Source organism: Flavobacterium urumqiense (assembly GCF_900108015.1).
Classification (GTDB): Bacteria; Bacteroidota; Bacteroidia; order Flavobacteriales; family Flavobacteriaceae; genus Flavobacterium; species Flavobacterium urumqiense.
In genome coordinates this window covers 1-25,879 of the sequence record NZ_FNVP01000019.1, presented here as the reverse complement: position 1 = coordinate 25,879, position 25,879 = coordinate 1, and the positions used below count along the sequence as shown (strand labels likewise).

The window sequence follows — 25,879 nt, the reverse complement described above, 5'->3', positions numbered from 1 at the left end:
TTTTAAATCGTAGTAGAATCAAAACTCTTAACGTTCTTTTCGTTAATTATTAAGGAATTTGGATACCTATTTAACAATGATTTCATATAAACCATTATTAATTTTATGCATTTTTTAATCTTTCCTTTGTTTAGATTATGAATAAATTGATGGATCTCATCTTTTGAGTCGTAATTAGATTTAGGGTATTTACTATCATGAAATAAACTATTCTTCAATTTGGGCTGTTTACCATATTTTTCCTCAATAAAACTTCTAATTTGTTCTAAGCCCGCAGCAGAAATTCCACCCAAATAACTGCTGTTTGCATCATTTGAAACATTTGTTTCTACATTCCAATAATGTCCAATATTATCAACAACGATATCATTAAATTGCATGACAAAATCTTTGTAGAATGATAAAATTAAGAAATGATTTATTTCACAAGAATACCACCAACTTAATTTATCAAATTTAGTTTCTAATGGCATCACTATAGATTCATCTATCACCTTATAGTGAAATGCCTGAACCTGTGCATCTAATGCAATCGGATGCTGTATTGCCAATTTTTTATTGTACCTATTACTATTTTTAATAACTGTCAATAATGGCACTCCAATTGCAGGTTTGTTGTCTAAAAGCTTTTGTTCAAAAACACAAAAATTTCCTTTTATAAACTCAACATCATCATCAATAAAGATATAGTATAAATACTTAGTTTCAATTTTTTTTGCTAGTGCCAATTGTTTGTTCCTTCCCTCTGCCCAGGTACTTCTCGGAAAGAAAATATTTTCAATAGACCGTAATTCCTTTTCTTCGATAGCTTCATCAAAAGTTAATGCTATTAAATCCGAATGATCATTTTGCAAATAAGAATATTTTAAAACATTTTTTTTTCTACCCTGAATTAAATATAGGAACAATTTCATTTATAATTTTTCTGTAAATATTTTTTAAATAATAGTAAATAACAAATGTCTCGCATGGCTTACCATCCCAAAAATCCTAATATTTGTAAATTTTGTAGTTTTCTATTTCGCAATTTTTTTGCAATCTAAAAAAGTTAATAAATTCGTTTTAGATAACTTTTACTACTCTCCGTATTAATAAAAATAAGCTTTTTTCTTAGTATCATAATGAGGGTTACCATTATACTCCTGCGTCAATTGTCATGACAGCGTAGCGAGCCTGCAAGGGTGTTGTAATTGATGGTGTTAATGGTGAGTTTATTAATATATGACATTTTATTAATCTGTCGATTTCTTTTCTTCCATAATCTTTAGATATTCTTCAATGTCAAAAAAATGTTTTTCAATTAAATTTAATTTTTCCTCTTTATTCTCCCACCATTTTAACTCTAAAAGCCTTTGAATTGTTTTTTCATCAAATCTATAATTAATCACTCTTATAGGGTTCCCAACGGCTACAGCATAGGGTGGAATATCTTTAGAGACTAATGCTCCAGCTCCAATTACCGCCCCATCCCCTATTGTAACTCCATCCAAAATTGACACATTCATTCCTAAAAACACATCATTTCCTATTAAAATAGACTTTGTTTCTTCTATTTTATCTTCGGTACTTAATGTCATCCCATTTTGTTTTAAAGTAGAATAAAACATTGGATGGGTTGAAATACCATTTGTTGGGTGGATACCCCATCCCGAACTCAAATTAGGACCTATTGAACAAAATTTACCAATTGTAGTACTATTTATTTTGGAATTTTCGGCAATATAAGTGTAGTCTCCAATACTAGATTTAAATGCCTTATATGGTGGATATAATTTAGTTTTTAAACCTTTTTCTGAATATAAAAATGAATTCTTATTATGAAATAAATTTAAATTTTCATCATTACAGACTATGAAATACAAATATGAATTAACTCCAAAAAAAACCTTTATCAGTTTTTGAATTCCCTTTCTAATAGCTTTCTTTATCATTTTTATTTTATATCTTTTCAATTTTTTTTTAAAAGAAAAACATTTATCCTATTTTAGACCAGACTAAAGGACTATTGATAATTCCACAATTCACATTATCGTACATAGAAAATTTATCAGGGTAATTTTCAATAATAAAAGTTACCTCATCTTTTTTACTATCAAAAAAATTTATATTTGGCCTATATAAATGTACATCAGCATAATACGTAGATTTTAACAAAAAACCAGTCGGGATTATTATCTTAAATTTTCCAGACTCATTTACGGGATATTCATCAATAAAGATTAAATTAAAATCATTATCTTTAATAAATATTGACAATGAAACTTTAGGATTATTAACAATAACATCTATTTCTATTATTATTTCATCATTATACTGAAACACATTTGTCAGATAATTAAATTGATTTTTTATTGCAATTTTTGAAATCAAAGTTTTGTCTTCTTTAATTAGATACTTAAATTCGGATTGTTTTTTAGATGATTTAGTATACTCATCTAAAACTGATTGCATATCTGAATGCATTTTTATATTGCCATTTTCTAATAAAATTCCTTTAGTACATAATTGTCTTACTGCGGTCATATTATGACTCACAAACAATACCGTTCTTCCTCCTTGTTTAGAAATATCCTGCATTTTACCAATGGCCTTTTTCTGGAACTCAGCATCGCCCACAGCGAGAACCTCATCAATTATCAAAATTTCGGGATCAAGAAAAGCTGCCACTGCAAAAGCCAAACGAACTGTCATTCCAGAACTATATCTTTTTACGGGTGTATCTATATAACGATCACAACCAGAGAAATCAATTATTTCATCTAATTTAGAAGCAATCTCTTTTTTGGTCATTCCTAAGATAGCCCCGTTCAGAAATATATTTTCTCGTCCTGTCATTTCACCATTAAATCCCGTACCCACTTCCAGCAGGGAAGCAACACGACCTTTAAATTTAATATTTCCAGTTGTGGGTGCAGTAACTTTGGATAATATCTTTAATAAGGTAGATTTACCTGCCCCATTCTTCCCAATGATTCCTATAACCTCACCTCGTTCTACTTCAAAATTAATGTCCCGCAAAGCCCAAACATAGTCGCTGGTGGCTTTAGTACTGCGGTCATTGACATCCCCAATCTTTAAATATGGATTCTCCTTACCACGAATCTGATGCCACCAGCGATTCAGGTCGTGGGTTAAAGTACCAGTACCTACTTGCCCCAAACGGTATTGCTTGGAGATATTTTCGGCTTTTAATATAATGTCTTTACTCATTGTTCTTATTTAGGGGGTAACATAACTTTCACTCAACCAGTTTTTTATATTTAATTAAATGTTTTATTGATAATTTTACATAACTCATGTAATTAGTTCGAAAACTACAATATTTAATATTTATTACTAAAGTTCTAAATCCTCTAGCATATAAACCTTCATCTAAAAATAGCATGAATTTATTTCGAAAATAACCATTAATATTTTTACTGTCTTGAATAGACTTTTTTTTGTATTTTATGTATTCTTCTATAGTTTTAATTTGCTGAAAATGAGCATCAATTTTTTCAATCTGCGCTAACTGCTTCATAGCACCCGCTTCATGAACTCTATAAACGGAAAAAATAGCATTACTAACAAATGCTTTTGATTTTGATTTATGCAATAAAACCACATACAAAAACCAATCCCCAAAAGTAATAGTTGTAAATGAATCTGGATAGTTTTGCACTATATTTCTAAACAGTACAGTACAGGTAACTAAATTATTTTTAGTATAAAAATCCTCCACTACAAAGTCTGTTTTACCTGATGTGTCTCCTAAAACAATTTCACTAACATCTTCTTTAGCATACAATATTTTAGCAGAGCCACTGTGAATAACATAATCCGGATTGGCCTCTAGAAAATTAAATTGTTTTTGCAGTTTTAAAGGATCGGTCCAATAGTCGTCACCTTCGCAAAGAGCAATATATTTACCTTTGCACTGTTTCATTGCAAAAATAAAATTGGGCATCATTCCAATATTTTTTTCATGCTTTATGTAGTTGATCCATGAAGCTCGCGGATGATTGTTCAAAACATCTTCAATCACTGCATCTGTATCATCAGCAGAACAATCATTGACAATGATGAGTTCTACCTCAAAATTACATTCTTGCATCAATACACCTTCAACAGATTGCCGAATATAGTTTTCATGGGCATAGGTTATCATGCAAACACTAACTCTAGGAAGTTGTTCCATTTTAAAATTCTAAAGGATTTAACTTTTTAATAATCTTGGCAGGAATACCGACCGCCACACAATTATCGGGGATGTTTTTAGTAACTATAGAACCTGCTCCAATTATTACATTTTTTCCAATTTCCACATCTGGCAAAATTGTTGTATTCGCTCCAATTTGCGAATAAGAATCGATACTGCATCTACCTAACAAAGTGACACTTGGAGAAATTTCTACAAAATCGCCAATTCTACAATCATGTGTAATTATTGAATTATAATAAACTATACACCCTATTCCAAGAATCGTACTATTAGAAAAAACAGTTCCGGACAGCACATTGGACCCTAATCCAATCTGAACATCAAAATTACCAATAACTGCTGATGGACTAATGGTTGAGGAGAATACACCCCCAATAGATATGAACGTATCATGTAATTTTTTTCGCAAAAAAGGATTTCCAATTCCTATCGTAAAATGATTATTTATAGTTTTAAAATAGATAGATGCCTCTTGCATCGTTTTCAGAATTGGAAACTTTCCAAATAATTTTTCAGGTAAAGCATCATTTATATCATCATAAAAAACCAGATTTTCTAATTGGTTTAAATTATGTAAAACTTCTAAAACTTCCTTAGCAAATCCGTTGGCTCCAACTATTAACATATATTATTGTTTATTAAAGTAACTATTCTGTCTAAGTTATTTTCGCACAGACCAATATATAAAGGCAAACACATAATTCTTGAAGCTATACTTTCGGAAATTGGCATTGCTACTCCATTAGCGTAATCAATTGTATTTAAGGAGGGATAAAAATAACGTCTTGGAAAAATTTGATGATCGTTTAACTCTTTTTCTACTTTTAAAAGTTGCTTTTCATTCTCAAAAATAACAGGATAGTAACTATAATTCCAATTCGTATTTTCTCTTATCTTTAAGGATTGAAGTTTTGAAAAATCTAAATTGGCATCATAATAATCAATTACTTTCTTTCTATCAGATAAAATTGTTTTCATATAAGGCAATACAGCCAATCCCATTGCAGCTTGCAACTCCGATATCTTGCCATTAATTCCCAATCCATGAAAAGTTAACGGACCGTTGTGTCCAAAATTATGACTGTAAAACAATTGATGCTGTAGATCCGAATCATTAGTAAACATCGCGCCACCTTCTCCGGTATGAAATAGTTTGGTTGCATGAAAACTACAAGTACTTACATCCCCATAATCGAACAAGGATTTATTTTTATAAGTCACGCCAAAACAATGTGCTGCATCATAAATGACTTTTAGTTTATGCTTCTTTGCAATGAATTCAATGGCTTCTACATGGCAAGGATTTCCAAAAACATGAGTGGCTAAAATGGCTGTGGTTCTATCCGTTATTGCTGCTTCAATTTTGGTTTCATCTATAGTTAAATACTCGGGATGGATATCTACAAAAATAGGGGTGCAGTGTTCCCACACTATTACCGATGTAGTGGCTACATAGCTGAATGGTGTGGTGATAATATCCCCTTGTTCACCTAGTAATTTTAAGGCAATTTGTAGTGGAATAGTTCCATTAGTAGTCACCACAATATTCGAAATTTTTAAATAGTGTTTTAACTTTTCTTCCAATTCCAAAACCAATTCCCCTCTATTGGTTAGCCACTGATTATCCCAAGCACGTTGTACTTGTTTGTTGTATTCTTCTATGGGAGGCAGAAAAGATTTGGTAACATTTATCATAGATTAATTTCTTGGTTTTGCAAAACAAACCGTTTCTTCTGTATGAATGGTATTATGTCATTTAAAAATTTCATAATTTAAATTCATAAATTTTTAGTAAGTTGATAAATAAATTGTACCACATCCATACTTTTTTTCCAAATACCTGAAATCTTTATGGTTATATGTAAAACTCTATATTCCTATTAATTAAACTGATCACTCTTCCCACTACATTAAACCGTATCTATAAAACTCTTCTCAGTCTTATTAAAAATCAACACACCTACAAAAAATACTATTACAGTTACTAAGAAGGTATAACCCAATCCCCAAATGGAAATGTGCCCTACATTCAACAACATATAGCGAGTGGTTTCTATCACATATGCCAAAGGATTGTATTGCACTAGCCAACCATAATCGGGCAATTTTTCTTTAATCAAAGCCATAGGATACATCACGGCTGACAAATACATCAACAATTGTACGCCAAAACCAATCAAATTACTAAAATCTCGGTACTTGGTTACTAAAGAAGAAATAAACATCCCTAATCCCAATCCTAAAACGCCCATAAGTACAATTAAAAAAGGGAAGAACACGACAGAACCATTAAGTCCAACATTGACTCCTTTTAAATAATAAAAAATATAAAACGCTATAAATATCAGAAATTGAATTCCAAATTTAATCAAATTAGAAATCACTATGGAGATAGGCACAATCAGTCTGGGAAAATAAACTTTTCCAAAAATTCCTGCATTAGCACCAAATGTATTCGAGGTGCCGGTAAGACAAGCCGTAAAATAATTCCAAACCGTGATTCCCGCCAAATTAAACAAAAACGGAGGAACCGTGCCAGTATCAATTCCTGCTAAATTATTAAAAATAATGGTAAAGGTAATGGAGGTAAACAAGGGCTGTATCAGGTACCAAAGCGGTCCTAAAACGGTTTGTTTATAAACGGTAACCACATCTCTCTTCACAAAAAGCATTAGCAAATCCCTGTATTGCCAAACTTCCTTAAGATTAAGCGTGAAGAATTTATTTTTAGGTGTTATTTCAAACAGCCACGTGGTATTGGTATGTTCGTTGTGGATCATTGGTTTATGCTAAAATCTTGGTTTTGGTTTTGTATTCTCAAGGCGTCATCTCGAGCGCGGTCGTTAGACTAGAAACCTTTTTTTATTCACTAAATACATCATTTCGAAGCAAATATAAATAATTTACTCGGTATGCCTTAAAAAAGAGCCTCGCACCATATTTAGTTTTCGATATCATCTTCTATTTAGTTGCTGCATAAAATGAGAATCACAGTAAAAAACGAAACTTCCGGATACGCTTCGCGACTCTAACTAACAGTTTAAGGCAATGCCCATTTGTTAATAAGAGTAGTTTGTCAGCGAATATACTATTCCTTTATAAATAATAGCAATAATTAACAATCAATCGACAACATTGACACATTCACAGCGTATTCATCTGTTTTTACCTTAATTTAGTAATCCTCATATACAGCATATAGGTTCTGGATTTTCGACTCCGTTTAGTCCTGAAGCTTCGGGAGGGATAAAAATAAAATTATTCGGTTAGTGCAACAAATAGCGAGTCCTTAAAGTCAATATCATACTTGATTTTTCTACTAATAAAAAGCCCCAAAAAAGTTAAATTCTTTTTGGGGGCATTTCATGCTCTGTATATTTTATCTCTTTTACGCCTCCACCTACTATTTTTATTATAATCCCTTCTAAACTCATAAATCTTCCTTCTCAGGCAAAGACCTAAAAAACAAATTAAATCCTATTATTTTATACCATTCCATACCTCAGATATAGAAAGGTAGAGAAATTCAACTTTCATTATAAAGTAGGTTACTCCGTTTTTGACAAGTAATAATCCCGAATTGACATCTAGTTGAAAAGCCAAAAAAAAAAACATGTTAGCATCTTTAAATTACTTTTACTAATTATTAAAACATTAATAACTAACAATATAATGTTTTTTTTAGCTAATTTACTACTGAATCAGTCACTATTTATATGGAATCGCGATTTTTTGGATGTATTTTCAGTTCTATGATTTCTTTTTCCAGTTCTTCAATTTTTTCTTTTTGCAATATTAAAAGTTCTGTTTTTACATTAAAAGTAGGGATATTATTTTTTTTAATTTCTATACTACCCTCTTCTAAAACCAACCAATTCAAAGATATCTCGGGGTATGTTTTTATGAAACTTCTAAGATTGTCAATAGAAACTTTCTGTTTTTCATTTTTTAAATCATTTAGCTCTGCCTTATCAATACCAAGTACTTCAGCGAGGTCAGCATATGTCCTGATATGTCCCTTTCCTTTTAGAAAATTATAGGCTGCAAAAAAGCGCTCATTATCTGTCATTTTAAAAAAGTATAAAAGTTTAGTACTTATCTTTTATTGTGTTCTACAAGACTTTATCTATTGTTAAATATATTTATTTTTTCTTACAAATCATCCAAGGAATTGCTGTTTATTAGAAGCATTTCCAATTTACTTAGATGTAACTTCAAGTAGTTTTACAATAAATTCCTAATTGTAAGGCTATAAAAAAGACACCATCATAGCATCTTTCATTTCTTTCTCTTGCAACTATCATTGAGATGCCTGGTTCTCATACATTCATAAAATCTCCCTCTCAAATAAAGACCTAAAAACCACACCACAACTCCCCCTATTATCTCATACCATTTCATATATCAAATATAGACAGTACAGCAACTTGGCTATTATCACAACAACAGAAACTCCTTTATTGACAAATAATAATCCCGAATTGACAACTACTAAAAAGCAAAAAAAGATGCTTAGGCATCTTTTTTTGTGTTCGTTTTCAAAACAAAATCATCATTGATTTTAGAACCATATTGTTTTTCAATTAATTTGAAAAAATCGGATAATTCAATTTTTTTGTAGAAGCAAATAATTGCTAGTGTGGATAATGGTATTCGGTAACCATCATCATTTTTAATCTTAGTTAGAACATGAGGATGTATCCCGAGTTCTTGGCTTTGAGATAGATTTGATTTAGCATCTGAAATCCATTCTTTTTTAATGTAGTTACAAACAAATCTATCGAGCAAAAATATTTTTGCTTCATTACTTTTGTTGCTATTATTATTATTAACCATCACGGCAAAAGAAAATATTATTTACGAATTTTATTGGCACGATAGTGCTAGTTTTGAATAACTTTGTTATATTTGTAACATAATTTATATATTTGCGATTCTTCATACAAAATATTTGAAGCATTCGCTTAGAATCTCGTATCAGAAAATTGGCGTTTTATAACCACGAGATGATAAGTAAGATGCTCACGTCCCATGGCGTGGGCTCACTTATTTGTGGTTAAGGTATGCCAATGCCTCTGATGCAGTAAGCTGAGTTCCATGCCATTTTTTTTGGCCACTATTTAAACAATACTCAACTTACATTCTCAGCACCGCTTCTTTTTTTCAAATCTCGCAATACCATTAATTATTGAATTAGTTGGGAAAGGCGCTGCCACCGTCTGGCTGCAACAGACAAGGGCAGTTGACTTTCCTTTAGATAAATCTTTAAATAAAATGCCTATGCAATAAAAAAATCAGACGCTTTCTTTTAATCATTGTTTAAATTTCGACTTTTAATCTTGACTTTAAGACATAATAAAAGGCCCTCTAACTCTTCTTGGCGGACGAATAGAGGACCTTCGCTAACAAAACTAACGTTTCATTTAACTAAACCAATATTATGAAAATTATTTCATTAAACAAAGGAGTAGGAGCACTTTGGTATACGCTTATTTTTGGCCTGTACTTCTGCTGTACCCCTGCTTTAGCCAATAAGGTCCTGAGGCAAAATCAGTCCCTGTTACAACAAATCCAAATACGGGGCAGTATAACTGATGGAAATAACCCCTTACCAGGAGTAACCATTTCCGTAAAAGGCAAACTTACAACAGCCATTTCGGATTACAACGGGCAATACACAATCGCGGCATCACCTGACGATACGTTAGTTTTCTCTTTTATGGGATTCAAAACAGTCTTAATACACATAGACGGACAGAAAACAATAAATATCCAACTAAAGGAAGATGCAACAACACTAAAAGAAGTTTTAGTCAATACCGGTTATTATTCTGTAAAAGAGAGTGAACGCACCGGAAGTATTGCAAAAATAACTGCAGCAGCCATCGAAAAGCAACCCGTTACTAATGTGCTGGCGGTGATGCAGGGTCGCATGGCTGGTGTCAATATCACCCAGACCACAGGAGTGCCAGGCGGCGGTTTCGACATTCAAATTCGGGGAAAAAACAGCTTAAGAACAGATGGAAATAACCCATTATATATTATTGATGGTATGCCGTACGCATCCGAAAACGTAGGCAACACTCTCCTTTCCAGTACAATCCTTTCTGCTGCGGGTATTAACCCCCTCAATGGCATCAATCCTTCCGACATAGAAAATATAGAAATCCTGAAAGATGCCGATGCCACAGCCATATATGGCTCTCGTGGTGCAAATGGTGTCGTCCTCATTACCACCAAAAAAGGAAAATCAGGTAAAACAACGTTTACATTGAATGCCTATAGCGGAACGGGTAAAGTCACCCGAACGCTGAATTTAATGAATACGCCCCAATATCTCGAAATGCGCAGGGAGGCATTTGCTAATGATGGCTTCACACAATACCCGGATTGGGCTTATGATATCAACGGGACTTGGGATCAAAACCGATACACCAATTGGCAAAAAGAACTCATTGGCGGAACAGCATTGACCCAAAATATCGAGACCGCCGTTTCCGGTGGTACCAGCAATACACAATTCCTCATACGTGGAACACGGTTCAAAGAAACGACCGTATTCCCGGGTAATTTCGCCTATGGCAAAACCGCGCTACATTTCAATATCAACCATATAGCAGACAATAATAAATTCAGCATCAGTCTTTCCGGTAACTATGTGGCTGATAAAAACAATCTGTTGGGTACAGATCTTACACGGGAAGCAAGTGTCCTCTCCCCCAATGCACCTGAATTATATGATCCGAATGGCAATCTGAATTGGGAGAACTCGACGTGGGATAACCCGCTGCGTCTTTTGGAGGAGAAATACCTCGCCAAAACCAACAATCTTACAGCAAGCAGCGCCATCGGCTATAAAATCATGCCTGGCTTAGAGGTAAAAACTACTTTGGGGTATACAGACAACCGCTTAGAAGAGTCTAAAAAGTCCCCCTCCACGGTATACAATCCAGCTTGGGGTCTCAACAGTTCGGCATCCTATTTCCTATTGAACCAAGCCAAAAAACAGTCCTGGAGCATCGAACCACAACTGACCTACCAACAAGAAGTAGGCTTGGGCACATTCAAAATACTGGCAGGAGCCACTTTCCAAGAGCAGACCAGAGAGCAACAGGCCCTATATGCTTCCGGTTTTTCCAGCAATAGTCTGCTAACCAACATTGCTTCGGCTGCCCATATAGCCATACTCAACAACGACAACAGCACCTATCGTTACAATGCTGTTTTTGGACGTGTAAATTACAACTTGCAGCAAAAATACATCCTTAACCTAACCGGACGTCGGGATGGTTCCAGTCGTTTTGGCGCGGATAAGCACTTTGCTAATTTTGGTGCTGTAGGCGCTGCTTGGTTGTTTGGCAAAGAAGACTTTATCAGCAAAGCCATCCCTTGCTTAAGTTTCGGGAAATTAAGAGCAAGCTACGGTACAACGGGGAATGACCAAATAGGTGACTACCAGTTTTTAAATACCTACAGTTCTTCGGGGATAAGTTATCAAGGCATCACCGGCCTGCAGCCCACCCGTTTGTATAATCCTGATTTTAGCTGGGAAACCAATAAAAAACTGGAAGTAGCTTTAGAAACGGGCTTTTTAAAGGACCGTGTCCTTCTGAGCACGGCGTACTATAGCAATTGCTCTTCGAACCAGCTGGTAGGCATTCCGCTGCCCAGCACAACAGGATTCACTTCTATCCAAGCCAATCTAAACGCCACTGTGGAAAATACAGGGTGGGAACTGGAATTGAGAACCGTGAATTTCCAGAACAGGCAATTCAAATGGAGCACTATGGCTAACGCTACAATAGCCCGTAATAAATTAATCGCATTTCCGGGAATAGCTGCCTCTACTTATGCTAATCAGTATGAAATAGGCCAGCCGCTGGACATCCGAAAAGTATACCATTTCACGGGTATAAATCCGCAAACAGGAATATATCAATTTGAAGATTACAATCATGACGGAGCCATAACAGCACCAGAGGACCGTCAGAATATAGTCCACACCAATCCTAATTTCTTTGGTGGGCTACAAAACAGCCTGACCTATAAAAATTGGCAGTTGGATTTTCTTTTTCAATTCGTGACGCAGTTGGGAATCAACTTCAATTACACAGGGGTGCTTCCGGGTGTTGGAAATAACCAACCCGTTGCAGTACTGGATCGGTGGCAACAGCCAGGCGACACCAGTGCATTTCAGCAATATACTGCTGGCTTTAATAATGATGCCGTAAATGCATTTTACAATTACAGCAGCAGTGATGCGGTCTTCACTGATGCCTCTTTTATAAGGCTAAAAAACCTTTCGATAAGCTATACCCTTCCTGATTCCTGGTCAAAAATAGGCCGATGCCGTCTGTATTTGCAGGGTCAAAATTTGCTCACGATAACCCGTTTCAAAGGACCTGATCCGGAAAATCAATCGCAAGGCAGCCTGCCTCCTTTGCGTGTGTTGACTATGGGAATACAATTGAATTTTTAAACTTAAAACAAAATAACATGAAATTCATACGAAATAATTTTATCAATATAGTTGAAATACTATGGCTTATAAGTTTCTTTATAACGTTGACCATATTCTTTTCCAGTTGTGAGAGTTTTGTCGATGTAGATGTGCCTGACTCACAGCTTACCGGCGAAAGCGTTTTTCAGGATAAGGCCACTGCTGAAGCGGCTTTAGTAAACATCTATGGGAGATTTCGGAACAATGTTCTGGTGACAGGAGATTTGAATGGACTTTCAATCCTACTGGGAAGTTACGGGGATGAACTGGCTTATTACAGTAACGGCAGTCTTCCCGAAGAAGCTTTTTTTAAAAACAACCTATTGCCTTCCAATACAACAGTTACGGGCACCTGGAACGACAGCTACAATTTAGTATTTGCTGCCAATGCAGTACTGGAAGGCGTTGACAGGTCGACGGGAATTTCACAGAACGATAAAAATCAATTAAAGGGAGAAGCTTTGTTTGTGAGATCGTACATCCACTTTTATCTACTGAACCTCTTTGGAGAAATCCCATATATCACCTCAACGGCCTATCAAGTCAACGCTAAAGCTAAAAAATGGAGCCAGGAAATACTGTACCCCTTGCTAATTACTGATCTGAAAACAGCAGAAACACTGCTACCGGCAAATTATATCGGTGGAGAGCGGGTACGCCCCAATCGAACTGTAGCCGAAGCTTTCCTTGCAAGAGTACAACTGTATGCTAGCAATTGGGAAGCTGCAGAAACAACATCCAATTTAATAATCAATAATACCGCAACATATGCATTAGAAGATGACTTGGATAAAGTTTTTCTGAAAAACAGCGCAAGTACACTTTGGCAACTAAAACCGCAAGGAGATGGCCAAAATACTTTAGAAGGCCAAAATTTCATCTTTGCATCCGGTCCCCCTCCCAACAGAGCCTTAACTGTGGATTTGAGCAATGCATTTGAAACAGGAGACCAGAGAAAAAACCATTGGATAGGTACTGTTTCTGATGGAACCCAAAACTGGTATTACCCTAATAAATACAAGCAAAATAATAATACAGGCTCCTCTGCCGAATATTCTATTTTGTTTCGCTTGGAAGAAGTGTATTTAATCCGGGCAGAAGCCCGAGCACAGCAAGGAAACAGCACTGGGGCAAAAGAAGACCTCAACAAAATCAGGAATCGCGCGGGCCTGGCCAATACTACTGCCAACACAAAGCAAGAAATTCTGGAAGCTATATTGCAAGAGCGCCGTGTGGAACTGTTCACCGAACAAGGCCAACGCTGGTTTGACCTCAAAAGAAGCGGGCAATCCAATTACGTATTATCAGCTATAAAACCAGGCTGGAATCCAACAGACTTATTATGGCCATTGCCAGAAACGGAACTTTTGTTGAACAGTAATCTGCTTCCGCAAAATCCCGGATATTAAAGCAATTCCTAAGGTATGGTTATTAAAAACGGTAAGCTCTTGCAAGTCATCCCGAACGGAGTCGAAGACGAAATATTTTTTCGTTCCAACATCTCAGTTTTTTTTTAAATGGAATGAACCAAAAAAGGCACTGAGCAAAAATTTTTAATACTAGACAATCTTGAATCCAATTCATTCTTCGCTCCCTCTTCTAGGAGAGGGCTGGGAAGAGGAAAAACAACACTTATGAAACTACTATACAGAATAAATACGATTACACTACTCTTTATTGCATTGCAAATATTGCCAATAAAATGTCATTCACAAAAAAAACGGAAATTGACCCCTGATGACTATAAACTATGGAATACGTTAGCATCCGGTAAATTAGCGGACGATGGCAGTTGGATATCCTATTCCATCAGTCATGCGGATGATAAAGACACGCTATATCTGAAGAATACAGCAACCAACTTCAAGTACAGCTTTCCATCAGGACATGGTGAAAATTTTACGTCCGACAGCAATTGGTTTTCGTTTATAAAAAATGATAGTCTAAACCTTTTAAACCTACATACTGGAAAAATGCGGCGATTTGAAGAGCTTTCCCAAGGTACCTTTACACCAGATAGCCGATACTTGCTATTGTACAACGAAGCTTTGAAAACATTTACGTTTCATAATCTGAAAACCTTTATAACAACCACTATTGAAAACGTAAAGAAAAAAAACTTAAACCCAAACGGCAATATGTTGGCAATTATTACCGAGGAAAAAGGATTGAAAACAGTAAAAACAATTGATCTTTCCAACACACTTCGAGCAACAACAATCGCAGAGAACTCCCAAAACAGCTACTCGGGCTTAGCATGGAATAAGTCTGGGAAGGCATTAGCTTTCTTTGAAGAATGCAAAAATGAAAATCCAGAATTAAGCTGCAACAAAGTTCATTTCTGCTCCAATATGGATAGCACACCGAAAAGTAAAATACTTGATCCATTGACAACAGCTTCCTTCCCAAAAGACTGTTGGATACCCCTATCAAAAATCTACCTCTCTGACGACAGCAAACAATTGTTCTTAAACATCCGTGCCGTAGCGAATGAAAAAGAAGTAGTACAAACGGACACCCAGAAAAAACTATCCGAAATTAGCATTTGGAACACGAATGACAAACAAGTACCACCACCAAAAAAAGAAGATAAACCGTGGGTAAGTATAGAAAAATGGTCCGTCTGGTGGCCAGAAAACAATACAATTGTAGCTGTAGAAGATGACCAGCATCCGAATGCCGTGCTAACTGGTGACCAAAAAAATGCGCTAGTATATAACACTATCGAATACCTTCCCCAATTTGAATATGTGGGAGAGTACATCGATCTCTATCTGAAAGATTTAAAAACAGGGAATAAAAAATTGATTGTAAAAAAAATAATCAACGAATTTAAGCACACAGTGGTCTCCCCCTCTGGAAAATATGTAGCTTATTTTAAATTAAACAATTGGTGGGTATACAATATTGCCACGGGAAAAAGCAATTGTATTACTGCTAAAATGAACATTCCTTTTTATGATGTAGAGTGCGATCAGGCTGGTGCCATTCCTCCTTATGATCTTCCCGGTTGGACTTCAAATGATGAAAAAATCATTCTCTACGACCAGTTTGATATTTGGCTGATGACAAATGATGGCAGTAAAAAAGAGAAAATAACGGACGGCAGAAAAAGACAAATCACTTACCGTATTTATGACGGCCAAATTCAGCGCTTGGTTCGAAATAATTTTTATGGCTTCGTGGCAAAATCATATACTGACAAAGAGGGATTATTAATTGAAACTATGGACAATACTACACTGCAACAAACCTACTCCATTTGGAATAAATCATCAGGAATAAAAGAATTGATTCGCAAGGACATGAAGTTGTTTGCGCTTCAAAAGGCAAAAAACAGTCCTGTGTTTCAGTTTATGGAAAGTCGATTTGATGTTTCTCCAAAACTAATACTGCTGACCGCTTCCGGAAAAGAAAAACAAATAGCACAAGCCAATGGGCAACAAAAAGACTTTTTTTGGGGAAAATCAGAATTGATTCATTACCTAAATGCCGATGGAAAGCCATTAAAAGGGGCACTATTTTATCCTGCAGATTATGTTCCGGGAAGGAAATATCCAATGATCGTAAACATTTACCAAAAAAAATCGGATGAGGTATATAATTACGTAGCACCCTCTTTGAAATTAATCAATGGTTTTAATCCAACCAACTTCACGACAGAAGGGTATTTTGTACTGATGCCAGACTTAGCATACAAGTTAAACGAGCCCGGAAATTCGGCACTTAATTGTGTGGAGGCAGCAGTAGCTAAAGTTATAGAAATGGGCTCGGTAGACAAAAACAATATAGGACTGATAGGACATTCTTATGGCGGCGTAGAAACAACTTATATTATCGGTCATACCAATATCTTTAAAACTGCTGTAGCGGGCGCTCCGGCAACGGACTTACTAAGCTTCTATTTGTCATCTGGTGGCTATGGGCAATCAAATATTTGGCGTTTTGAAAACCAGCAATTCCGAATACAAGCTCCATTTTACTCCGAGGAATTTTTAAAAAATTCTCCTATTGGGAGCGTTCAAAACATCAATACCCCTTTACTAATATGGACTGGGAATGAGGATAAGTCCGTAGACTGGTCAAATAGTACGAAACTGCAAACTGCGTTGTGGAGGTTGCATAAAAAAAGTACTCTTATTGTTTATCCCGGACAAGAACATGTCCTCACAGATCAGACCTATCAAGAAGATCTTTATTTCCGTGTCAAAAACTGGTTTGACTACTATTTAAAAGGAGTACCACCAGCGGGCTGGATGGCTAATAATTAAAATAAAAAAGGTGTCCGATCTCCGGACACCTTTAATCATTAATTTAAAAGTTCTTAATTATTTCTGTAAAGAACCTTCGTACAGTTTGAATCCTGAGGATTAATCTTGCCGTAGGCCTGACGTTGAATCCCATTGACCAAAAGGGTGCACAGCGGTCCAACATTTGTATTACAGGTTACAGCTTCACTGCATGGTGATGGAGCATCAATATAACCCGTTTGTACTGCCAAAACTCCCTTACCTGAAGTTTGTGAGGCAAAAGGACCTGCAATGGCAAACATAATCGCTGCCACAGGTAGAACTGTTTTTAAAATTCTAGTTTTCATAATAATAAAATTTAAACATGAGGATCTACTCTATTTTACAGGTTTTCGATCTTCCCCTGATACTGGCCGGTATATCATATATATTTTTATTTGTTGAATCTGATTATAACCTGTCGTGAGTCATCATTCCAAGCATGTACTCTAACAATTTACCCTTTCAAAAGAGATACATTCAAACTTACTCCGTGCTTTTTGCAGCGTGAAAAAACACAAAAATGGATAGAATTACGTGTCAGGGAAATCATTAATCCTGAAGGGTAAAATCAAAACTATTGGCTTTTAATTTATAAGTAACAATATAGTGTTCCGTCAGGGCTATGAGTAAATTCCCATAAACTTTAAAACTCTTTACTTTCTCGTTCTTGTAATTATATAAATAGAAACTGAACTCATAGGTTTGCTTTTGCAAATTATAAACATCAACTATAGAAGCATCTTTTAACATTGATTCAGGCTCATAACGACCAAGACGATTCGATATGACGAAAAGATATTTCCCTGCAGAAGTACTAAACAATTGAATCATTGGTGGCTGTATCGCAAGCTTTTTTTCCTTCTTGGTATGCAGATATGCGACCTTTATAGAAGCATGACTGACGGTATCAATAGTTTTACCACGATACACTGTCTGCAAATTCCGGTCGGCAACAACAAATGCATTGCGATAATAATACACATAAATCAGTTGCTGGATCTGCTTATTATAAGTAAGCATACCATCAGTATCAAAGGTACCATCAACTTGTTTTTGAAGTAAATGAGGTGCCAATTTCAGATGATAACTATCATTAACAAAGATTGCTCCCAGTACATACTCATTAGTAAATGGTTTCATACTTCTTAAAGCAAAATGATTAGAATCCATAGGCTCCAATAGGGAAAAATATTTTTTCTCTTTAACTAAAGGTCTGCCAAACCACTCAGAGATGGTGCCCTTAAAAATAATAGGTACCGTTCCATCAATAAGGTAAAAATAGGGGGCATTTATGCGTATCTGAACAGCCGAAAAAGTATAATTATGTCGTCTCTCCAATCGAAGACGGATTGGTTTCACATCATGGAGGCTGGTATCGATACTTAACAGGTGTAACGGTGCAGTGACATTTCCAAGATAAATACGATCATTTGCGACACCCGCGATATAATAAGAGTTATACGTAATAGGTAAGCCGTTTAACTGAGTTACGGGATGATGTGGATACCTGCGCAAAAAACTGTTATTACGGTGTATGGAATGCTCCGATAAAGCATACAATAAAACGACTAGCGATACGCTGGATAAAAAACAAATGGACAGAATTAAAGCATTACGTTTCTTAAAAAAAAACAAGAAATTTACAGGTTCCTTTTGGACAGAATTAACCTCAAAATAAACCGACTCTCCGCTTAAAACTAATCCAAAAATAGCTAGAACTATAAAGCCAATATTAAAAATTAAGTGCTGTGTCCAGTTCATTTTTTCAAGAATACCACCGCAAGAACAAGGAATAAAAGCACTAAAATATAAAATGATAATGATATAAGTAGTAAACATCACCATGAGGCTAAAGGAAGCAAAAAGTCCCGCAAGACGAAATTTAGGAAAAATCAAAAGTAAGGAAATAAAAAGTTCAACTGTCGGCACACCCACTGCGGCCCAACCCGCAAAAACACTCAGCAAAGGTGATTGTCCCAATTGCAAAAGAAATTGCTCAAAATCCAGCAATTTACTCACTGCCGCATAAATAAACAATACAACATATAGCAGACAGATACTGTTAAGAAGAATGATTTGAGTTGTTGCACGTAGTTTCATATCGATAAACATTTAAATTTAATCCGATATAAAATTCCGATAAACAAAAGACTAAGGCTTTGCAAATCGGTAGTATTTAGTTGTCAAAAAGGTATTATTTACACACCCATTATAAAACAGCATCGTATTTAAGGCAGTAGAAAAGGCTGTCGCTATTGCTTTCTTGTAATTTTATTAGGTGCATAGCCATACGATTTCCTAAATGCTTTTGAAAAATTAGAGTAATCTATAAACCCGCTCATTGCAGCAATTTCTTTAAGTGGTATGCCAGTATTCTCAATTAACAAATGTGCTTTTTTTAAGCGTTCTACATTATAAAATTGATAAATAGTGGTTTTAAATAAATGTTTAAAACCATATTTTAACTTATACTCATTTGTACCAAAAATATGAGATAGCTCTTTTAAATTTGGTAAAGGACTATCAATATGAATTAAAATATAATCGTAAACCTGCTGAATTAATTGTACATCGGACAAACGATAAACGAACTCTTTTCTTGGAATCACAGGGACAGCAGAAGAATCATCGGCAATAACATTATCCTTAACTGCTGTAGTAACTATTGTAGTAACTAAGCTAATTAATATTTTAGTACTATCCATAAAACGGCAAATGTTACAAAAAGCAGGCACAAGCAATTGGTTTTGGCTTACAAAAACCAACTCCAAGTTTTCTGAATAACTACTATTCTTTGACAATTTCTCCTTGATGGTATTAAAAGATACAGCGGATTCTTCTGATAAAATAATTTCAAAAGCGGCTCCATAAAGCATTTTTGGACTGTATCCCAATGAAACAGATACATCTGTACTTATCTTTTTTACTATCCAACTGGAATCTACAATAAAACTGGCCTGAACATAGGAACTATAGCTGTTGTGTGGATTTACATAACTCAGATGAGAAAAAGAGGACTTTAATTCTTCGGCTACCATATTCAACAGCAATATTAAGGATTCCACTTCATCATCAGCTGTACTCCGCTGAATACGATAGCTGAAATTCCCTACTGCCATTTCAAGCAACATTTGGCGAATAGGCCTAATACGTTCATGATTAATTTTATCTTCCATGAAATACCATAGCATTAAAAAGAGTTTTTAGTACAACTAAATATAATTGGAAGCAAATGCTATCGCGGCCAATTGATCTGTAAATAGTCGGGTAGGAACACTGGGTTTATTAATTTTAAGATAAAAATAACTTACCATCACAGAAACTTGTTCGTTGACCAGTAAACCAACTGCTTTAATAAGCAACGAACCCGATTGTGCTAAATAATCTCGTGCTGGTTTATCCATGGATACAATGCCTCGGGCATCACAAAAAATAGGATAAGCCACATCATTTTGAAACTGAATCCTATCAGCTACAATACATTCTGCAGCCTCTAAATTAATGCTGACATTATCTTTATATATAAAAAAAAGAATAGTCCCATCAATCCAAAAACGGGCAAATTCATTCTCAAAGCCGTCTATATCCATTTGGTAATATTAAGTAAAACAGCACAAATAAATGAAATATTATTCATAAATAATTAACAAATACTAATAATTTTATACAAAAAGTAACAATTATTCATTATTGTTGTCAATTCGGGAGTATTACATGTCATATAGGGATTTTCGCATAAAAAAGCCAAAATATCTAATTTTTTATACTCACTTTTATAAAAATAATCAAAACCTTACACTATGGCAAAAATTAAACACAACAACTTTATTGATACCGTTGATGAAGTATTTTCAGGAGCGAAAAAAGAGGGCGTAATGCATCTTTATGCAGAGGATAAATCCTTAAATGGGAGAACAATTCAAATAAAAGGCAAAGAAATGTTCCATTTTGGAACTACAGGTTACCTTGGATTAGAGCAAGATAGCAGATTGAAAGAAGCAGCAATTGATGCCATAAAAAAATTTGGAACCCAATTTCCATTATCTAAATCCTACATATCAAATCCACTATATGCAGAACTAGAAGCTAAAATGGAGGCTATGTACGGTATTCCTACTATTATCACCAAGAACAGTACCCTCGGTCATATGGCGGTAATTCCAACAGCGGTGAGAGATGAAGACGGAGTCATTCTCGATCATCAGGTCCACTGGAGTGTTCAAACTGCTTGCCAATTACTCAAATTAAGAGGTATTCCAGTCGAAATGATTAAGCACAGCAATATGGTTTTGCTAGAAGATAAAATCAAGCAATTGATGTCAAAATGCAAAAAAATTTGGTATATGGCTGACGGAGTCTATTCCATGTTTGGTGACTATGCTCCTATTGCAGCACTAATGGAACTTAGTAAAAAATATCCACAACTGCATTTGTATTTTGATGACGTCCACGGGATGAGTTGGAAGGGTAAAAACGGCACGGGCTACGTGTTAAGCGTACTAAAAGAAATACCGGACAACGTGATGATTATGGGGACATTAAGCAAAACATTTGGAGCCAGTGGCGCCGTTTTACTTTGTCCAAATGCAAAGCTTCGCGAAAAAATAAAAGTTTTTGGTGGCCCGCTAACTTTCTCCGCACAACTGGAGCCAGCTTCGGTAGCTGCTGCCATAGCTGCTGCAGATATCCACCTGTCTGTAGAGATCACCATTTTACAATCGGAACTAGCCGAAAAAATAGCCTATTTTAATGAATTAATTTCTAAAACGGCTTTACCAATAATAGTCAAAAACGATTCACCGGTGTTTTTCCTTGGTACGGCAATACCAATAACTTCTTATAAATTAGTTCAAAACCTATTCGAAGAAGGATTCTTTGTCAATCCTGCAATATATCCAGCGGTTCCTGTTCAAAACACAGGGATTCGCATCACACTTTCGAGACACAACCAAAAAGAAGAAATAAAAGCATTAGTCGAAGCAATAGAAAAGTATTTACCCATCGTGCTCAAAGAAACAGGAAATAGCTTAAGCAAAATACAAAGTGCATTTGGTTTGGTCGAGACCCATACTACTATAGACACAATAGTTGACAAATCCTCGTTACAACTGAAATATGAAACATCGATATCAAAAATGGACAAACCTACTTGGAATGAGTTACTAGGACAACAAAGCACATTTGATTGGGATGGCCTTCATTTTTTAGAAGTTGCTTTTGCCAATTCTGATGAACCTGCAAACAAATGGGACTTCCACTACTACATAATCAAGGACAAAAATGAAATTCCTTTAATAGCCACTTTTTTTACTTATGGACTTTGGAAAGACGACATGATGGCAACAGAATCAATATCAAAGCATTTAGAAGAGGAAAGAATAAAAAATCCTTTATATCTAACCTCTAAAGTGTTAGGAATGGGGTCTTTATTCACCGAAGGAAATCATTGCTATCTTAATACATCACATCCATTAATAGAAGAAGCTATTCTAATGCTATTGCAAGAGTTAGAAACTCTTTACAATCATTTAAATGCTGATATGTTAGTCTTAAGGGACTTTGAAGAAAATGAACAATTAAATCGCATATTCCATAATCAAGGTTACTTAAAAGCTAATATGCCCGACTCCTGTGTGGTTGAAAATCTGGAATGGGACACTCCACAAGCCTTTACCAACAAACTTTCCCCACGTTCTAAACGCCATTTTATCGAAGAAGTGCTTCCCTTTGAAAAGGCTTTTGATGTAGTAATAAAAAATGAACTAACTATAATAGAAACGGAACAGATCTATCAACTCTATAAAAACGTAAAAAACAATAATCTCGCCTTTAACACTTTTACCTATCCTCCTAACGTATTTATAGCCATGGTCACCGACCCAAATTGGGAATTTATAATGCTATATTTAAAAGATGAAGACAATGAGCAACAACAGGGGCAATTAGTGGGCACGCTTTTTTGTTATAAAAACAGCAACTATACCTATTCTCCCTCTTTGATAGGAATGGATTATAACTATGTTAGAGAATTTCAGATTTACAGACAACTTTTGTATCAAGGAATTAAACGCGCCAAGGAACTAAATTTTAAAAAAATAGATTTTGGTTTTTCAGCCACTTTTGAAAAGAAAAAACTGGGTGCCACAGTAATTCCGAAAGTAGCTTACATCCAGGCCAGAGATAATTTTTCAATGGAATTGATGGGAACACTTCAAAACGATGATAAAATACACTAAAAAAATTAACAATTATTAACTATAAATGTACAACAAAGCCTTATCTATCCCCCATTTTGTGATTCGATCAAAGGAGGAAAAGATGGCTTGCCCAAACTGATGCAGTAATCTCTTCAAATTTAATATTTTGTACTTAATGAACCGGCAATCAGAGTCCTAAACGCTAAACATGTAATACAACTCTTAATGCTGATAACAGATTACTGCTTTTAAAAACTGATCACAAAATACGGAACACTGAAGACTTAAGACTGAACACTTAAGACTGAACACTGACCACTGATCACTAAATTCTGAACACTGATCACTGAACACTGAACACTGAACACTAAATACTGAACACTGAACAGTGATCACTGAACACTAACCATTAAAAACCACATATTAAAAAACCGAACACTACCAAATGAATTACATGAAACACCATCTCACTGGTTTCTTCGACCGTATCATACAAGATGAGAACCTCAACCCTACTCACATCAGTCTATACATTACATTATTCCAATACTGGAACATAAACCATTTCCAAAACCCGATAAGCATAACCAGAGAAGAAGTGATGCGCATTAGTAAAATTTGTTCCACAGCAACGTATCACAAATGTATAAGAGAGTTAAACGAAAAAGGATATATTAAATATGAACCCTCATTCAATCCATTCAAAGGCAGCATGGTAATCCTTTTCAATTTTTCAGAAGAGCAAAACCAATTCAAAAAAGACTAAAGAAAAAAGAAAAGATGCTTAATATAATAGGCATCTTTTTTTATTTTTAATTAATACTCCCAAATTACTTATTTAAATTCCAGAATTGCATACTACATAGAAAATTTAAACACCCATTTTGAGCTTAATTAAAGATTCAAAATATGAATAATAGGAAATTCTCATAGTGATAGTAGCATAATAGCTGGCGCATAAACAACGAGGGCAATTTTTGCCCTAAAGAACACAACGAGAGTAATTTTTAACTATATTTACACTTCAAAATAAAACAAGGGTAATAATTACCCTTGTTTAAATCATCTATAATGAGTAATAAAATAAACTACAATCCGGAAATTCCGTATAACGATTTACCCTTATTGCCACCACAAGCAGAAATAGAAAATACACTAATTCTAAAAAAGACAATTGCAGCAAGTAGAGCTTTGTCAGAACTGAAGGGTGCTATTACAAACTTACCCAATCCAACATTATTTATTGATACAATCAATTTACAGGAAGCCCAAGCGAGTTCTGCAATAGAAAATATTATCACGACCCAAGATGAATTATTCAAGGCTTCTATCGCCGAGAGAAAAAATGACAATCCCGCTACAAAAGAAGTAATGCACTATAAAGATGCTCTATGGTATGGTGTAGATCAAATAAATAAACGACCAATTTTAACGACCAATTTGTTTGTTGCATTAATGCAAATTATCAAAGAAAATCAATCAAGTATTCGAAATACAACAGGAACTCAATTAAAAAATCCGATTACAAATACAGTAGTCTATACACCCCCCGAAGGAGAAGATGTCATCCGGGGAAAACTAAAAAATCTTGAAGACTTCATTCACGCAGAAGATACCCTTGATCCTTTAATTAAAATGGCAATCATTCATTATCAGTTTGAGGCAATACATCCTTTTTTTGATGGAAATGGCCGTACAGGGAGAATTATACTTCTACTCTACTTGAAAATGACAGAATTAATGGATTTACCCGCATTATATTTGAGTAATTACATTATTCAATACAAAGACAAATACTACACCACATTAAGGAAAGTAACAGAAGAAGGTAATTGGCAAGATTGGATTATGTATATGCTCGATATGGTAGAACAAACAGCATTAAAAGGTAGAAACCAAATAGCCGAAATCGAGGGATTGATGAATGAAATGGGAAAAGAAATACAAAGGCAACTTCCAAAAATATATTCAAAAGATTTAATGGAAGAACTATTCAGATTACCATATACCAAAAGAAGTCAATTAGAAAAAGCAGGGTTAGGAAATCTAAAAACGGTGGGTACGTACTTAAAACAATTGGAAAATCATGGTTTCTTGAAAAGTGAACAAGTTGGGAAAGAGAAGTTGTATCTGAATTTTAAGTTGTTAGAAGTTTTGAGAGTAAAATAAAAAAGAAAAAATGGTCTTCAAATAAAAAACCCATACTCTTTAAAGCAGAAATAAATCAGATCTATTACGATTCTCATGTGTGATCTCTCCTACGCCGAGATGACACCACAACCGCCCTTATATTTTAATTCCAAAAAATCACGGTAAGAATTCAACCCAGATTCTGCATTAGACTTCGTTACGAAGCTGGATTATTCAAAAAAAACAAGTGCTCACGGACTATTTTTTAAATGAAGAAACAGAGTTCAACGAATACCGCAAATAAATAAAAACCAATGAGTTAATACTTTTGTATTTTGATTTTAAAAATGGGAGTACGTGATTGGTTTTGAAAAAGAAATATATTCACTGAACTCCTATAAAAATATTTTTTTTGTGAAGTAATTCAGATGCAGTAGATTTCTAATGCGGAATCTGGGTTTATGCGCTGGCCGCAGGGAGTGACCCCCGAGTCGAGTGTGAAACACGAGCGGCTGGGGTTGCGATAGGGAAATTTGTCCGATGATTTTTAGTGTAAAAA

General features: G+C 35.0%; 19 protein-coding genes. 6 read left to right on the top strand and 13 right to left on the bottom strand.

What is annotated here, in order from left to right; translation table 11 throughout:
• Positions 1 to 2: 2 nt before the first annotated feature.
• The 9 genes from C4S35_RS15090 to C4S35_RS15050 all read right to left on the bottom strand — a co-directional run bounded on the left by C4S35_RS15090 (position 3) and on the right by C4S35_RS15050 (position 8,989).
• Entirely contained in the window at positions 3 to 914 is a 912-nt protein-coding gene (locus tag C4S35_RS15090; RefSeq protein ID WP_104000979.1) for a hypothetical protein, read from the bottom strand.
• A 318-nt stretch (positions 915 to 1,232) separates the two neighbouring features.
• Positions 1,233 to 1,931, bottom strand: a complete 699-nt coding sequence (locus C4S35_RS15085; RefSeq protein WP_104000978.1) for a CatB-related O-acetyltransferase — start codon at positions 1,929 to 1,931, stop codon at positions 1,233 to 1,235.
• 43 nt (positions 1,932 to 1,974) lie between these two features.
• Positions 1,975 to 3,210, bottom strand: a complete 1,236-nt coding sequence (locus C4S35_RS15080; protein ID WP_104000977.1) for an ABC transporter ATP-binding protein — start codon at positions 3,208 to 3,210, stop codon at positions 1,975 to 1,977.
• 28 nt (positions 3,211 to 3,238) lie between these two features.
• The gene (locus tag C4S35_RS15075) at positions 3,239 to 4,177 is read right to left on the bottom strand and encodes a glycosyltransferase (protein WP_104000976.1); all 939 of its coding nucleotides are present in this window, start codon (positions 4,175 to 4,177) and stop codon (positions 3,239 to 3,241) included.
• A 1-nt stretch (position 4,178) separates the two neighbouring features.
• The gene (locus C4S35_RS15070; protein WP_104000975.1) at positions 4,179 to 4,826 is read right to left on the bottom strand and encodes an acetyltransferase; all 648 of its coding nucleotides are present in this window, start codon (positions 4,824 to 4,826) and stop codon (positions 4,179 to 4,181) included.
• Positions 4,820 to 5,896: a DegT/DnrJ/EryC1/StrS family aminotransferase gene (locus tag C4S35_RS15065; protein ID WP_104000974.1), complete on the bottom strand. Its 1,077-nt coding sequence runs from the start codon at positions 5,894 to 5,896 to the stop codon at positions 4,820 to 4,822. Before C4S35_RS15065 ends, C4S35_RS15070 begins: the two co-directional genes overlap by 7 nt.
• A gap of 215 nt (positions 5,897 to 6,111) precedes the next feature.
• Positions 6,112 to 6,981, bottom strand: a complete 870-nt coding sequence (locus C4S35_RS15060; protein ID WP_104000973.1) for an ABC transporter permease — start codon at positions 6,979 to 6,981, stop codon at positions 6,112 to 6,114.
• Positions 6,982 to 7,913: 932 nt separating this feature from the next.
• Positions 7,914 to 8,270 (bottom strand): helix-turn-helix domain-containing protein, encoded by a 357-nt coding sequence (locus tag C4S35_RS15055; RefSeq protein WP_104000972.1) that lies wholly within the window; start codon positions 8,268 to 8,270, stop codon positions 7,914 to 7,916.
• Between the two features lie 443 nt (positions 8,271 to 8,713).
• Positions 8,714 to 8,989 (bottom strand): helix-turn-helix domain-containing protein, encoded by a 276-nt coding sequence (locus tag C4S35_RS15050; protein ID WP_146059568.1) that lies wholly within the window; start codon positions 8,987 to 8,989, stop codon positions 8,714 to 8,716.
• A 652-nt stretch (positions 8,990 to 9,641) separates the two neighbouring features.
• Here C4S35_RS15050 and C4S35_RS15045 point away from each other — a divergent pair.
• The 3 genes from C4S35_RS15045 to C4S35_RS15035 all read left to right on the top strand — a co-directional run bounded on the left by C4S35_RS15045 (position 9,642) and on the right by C4S35_RS15035 (position 16,972).
• Positions 9,642 to 12,680 (top strand): SusC/RagA family TonB-linked outer membrane protein, encoded by a 3,039-nt coding sequence (locus C4S35_RS15045; protein WP_104000970.1) that lies wholly within the window; start codon positions 9,642 to 9,644, stop codon positions 12,678 to 12,680.
• Positions 12,681 to 12,697: 17 nt separating this feature from the next.
• Entirely contained in the window at positions 12,698 to 14,110 is a 1,413-nt protein-coding gene (locus C4S35_RS15040; protein WP_104000969.1) for a RagB/SusD family nutrient uptake outer membrane protein, read from the top strand.
• A 225-nt stretch (positions 14,111 to 14,335) separates the two neighbouring features.
• On the top strand, positions 14,336 to 16,972 hold the full coding sequence (locus C4S35_RS15035) for a S9 family peptidase (protein ID WP_104000968.1): 2,637 nt from the start codon (positions 14,336 to 14,338) through the stop codon (positions 16,970 to 16,972).
• A 53-nt stretch (positions 16,973 to 17,025) separates the two neighbouring features.
• On the opposite strand, the gene C4S35_RS15030 is transcribed toward C4S35_RS15035, so the two are convergent.
• The 4 genes from C4S35_RS15030 to C4S35_RS15015 form a co-directional block, all read right to left on the bottom strand.
• Positions 17,026 to 17,298: a DUF6520 family protein gene (locus C4S35_RS15030; protein WP_104000967.1), complete on the bottom strand. Its 273-nt coding sequence runs from the start codon at positions 17,296 to 17,298 to the stop codon at positions 17,026 to 17,028.
• Between the two features lie 244 nt (positions 17,299 to 17,542).
• Positions 17,543 to 19,093, bottom strand: coding sequence for a DoxX family protein (locus tag C4S35_RS15025; protein ID WP_146059566.1), 1,551 nt, complete (start codon positions 19,091 to 19,093; stop codon positions 17,543 to 17,545).
• A gap of 152 nt (positions 19,094 to 19,245) precedes the next feature.
• On the bottom strand, positions 19,246 to 20,184 hold the full coding sequence (locus tag C4S35_RS15020; RefSeq protein ID WP_104000965.1) for a helix-turn-helix domain-containing protein: 939 nt from the start codon (positions 20,182 to 20,184) through the stop codon (positions 19,246 to 19,248).
• A 21-nt stretch (positions 20,185 to 20,205) separates the two neighbouring features.
• Positions 20,206 to 20,583 (bottom strand): DUF7793 family protein, encoded by a 378-nt coding sequence (locus tag C4S35_RS15015; protein ID WP_104000964.1) that lies wholly within the window; start codon positions 20,581 to 20,583, stop codon positions 20,206 to 20,208.
• Between the two features lie 210 nt (positions 20,584 to 20,793).
• Here C4S35_RS15015 and C4S35_RS15010 point away from each other — a divergent pair, with 210 nt between their 5' ends.
• The 3 genes from C4S35_RS15010 (at position 20,794) to C4S35_RS15000 (ending at position 25,359) form a co-directional block, all read left to right on the top strand.
• Entirely contained in the window at positions 20,794 to 23,229 is a 2,436-nt protein-coding gene (locus tag C4S35_RS15010; protein WP_104000963.1) for an aminotransferase class I/II-fold pyridoxal phosphate-dependent enzyme, read from the top strand.
• 415 nt (positions 23,230 to 23,644) lie between these two features.
• Positions 23,645 to 23,956: a hypothetical protein gene (locus C4S35_RS15005; RefSeq protein WP_244175295.1), complete on the top strand. Its 312-nt coding sequence runs from the start codon at positions 23,645 to 23,647 to the stop codon at positions 23,954 to 23,956.
• A 305-nt stretch (positions 23,957 to 24,261) separates the two neighbouring features.
• Positions 24,262 to 25,359 (top strand): Fic family protein, encoded by a 1,098-nt coding sequence (locus tag C4S35_RS15000; RefSeq protein ID WP_104000962.1) that lies wholly within the window; start codon positions 24,262 to 24,264, stop codon positions 25,357 to 25,359.
• Positions 25,360 to 25,879 lie beyond the last annotated feature (520 nt).

What these genes read in the sequence shown, in the direction of transcription:
- C4S35_RS15020 (WP_104000965.1), bottom strand. Translation starts at nt 20,184, where the DNA reads ATGCTATGGTATTTCATGGAAGATAAAATTAATCATGAACGTATTAGG.
- C4S35_RS15010 (WP_104000963.1), top strand. Translation starts at nt 20,794, where the DNA reads ATGGCAAAAATTAAACACAACAACTTTATTGATACCGTTGATGAAGTA.
- C4S35_RS15085 (WP_104000978.1), bottom strand. Translation starts at nt 1,931, where the DNA reads ATGATAAAGAAAGCTATTAGAAAGGGAATTCAAAAACTGATAAAGGTT.
- C4S35_RS15070 (WP_104000975.1), bottom strand. Translation starts at nt 4,826, where the DNA reads ATGTTAATAGTTGGAGCCAACGGATTTGCTAAGGAAGTTTTAGAAGTT.
- C4S35_RS15025 (WP_146059566.1), bottom strand. Translation starts at nt 19,093, where the DNA reads ATGAAACTACGTGCAACAACTCAAATCATTCTTCTTAACAGTATCTGT.
- C4S35_RS15045 (WP_104000970.1), top strand. Translation starts at nt 9,642, where the DNA reads ATGAAAATTATTTCATTAAACAAAGGAGTAGGAGCACTTTGGTATACG.
- C4S35_RS15040 (WP_104000969.1), top strand. Translation starts at nt 12,698, where the DNA reads ATGAAATTCATACGAAATAATTTTATCAATATAGTTGAAATACTATGG.
- C4S35_RS15075 (WP_104000976.1), bottom strand. Translation starts at nt 4,177, where the DNA reads ATGGAACAACTTCCTAGAGTTAGTGTTTGCATGATAACCTATGCCCAT.
- C4S35_RS15065 (WP_104000974.1), bottom strand. Translation starts at nt 5,896, where the DNA reads ATGATAAATGTTACCAAATCTTTTCTGCCTCCCATAGAAGAATACAAC.
- C4S35_RS15005 (WP_244175295.1), top strand. Translation starts at nt 23,645, where the DNA reads ATGAAACACCATCTCACTGGTTTCTTCGACCGTATCATACAAGATGAG.
- C4S35_RS15080 (WP_104000977.1), bottom strand. Translation starts at nt 3,210, where the DNA reads ATGAGTAAAGACATTATATTAAAAGCCGAAAATATCTCCAAGCAATAC.
- C4S35_RS15035 (WP_104000968.1), top strand. Translation starts at nt 14,336, where the DNA reads ATGAAACTACTATACAGAATAAATACGATTACACTACTCTTTATTGCA.
- C4S35_RS15000 (WP_104000962.1), top strand. Translation starts at nt 24,262, where the DNA reads ATGAGTAATAAAATAAACTACAATCCGGAAATTCCGTATAACGATTTA.
- C4S35_RS15015 (WP_104000964.1), bottom strand. Translation starts at nt 20,583, where the DNA reads ATGGATATAGACGGCTTTGAGAATGAATTTGCCCGTTTTTGGATTGAT.
- C4S35_RS15030 (WP_104000967.1), bottom strand. Translation starts at nt 17,298, where the DNA reads ATGAAAACTAGAATTTTAAAAACAGTTCTACCTGTGGCAGCGATTATG.
- C4S35_RS15090 (WP_104000979.1), bottom strand. Translation starts at nt 914, where the DNA reads ATGAAATTGTTCCTATATTTAATTCAGGGTAGAAAAAAAAATGTTTTA.
- C4S35_RS15060 (WP_104000973.1), bottom strand. Translation starts at nt 6,981, where the DNA reads ATGATCCACAACGAACATACCAATACCACGTGGCTGTTTGAAATAACA.
- C4S35_RS15055 (WP_104000972.1), bottom strand. Translation starts at nt 8,270, where the DNA reads ATGACAGATAATGAGCGCTTTTTTGCAGCCTATAATTTTCTAAAAGGA.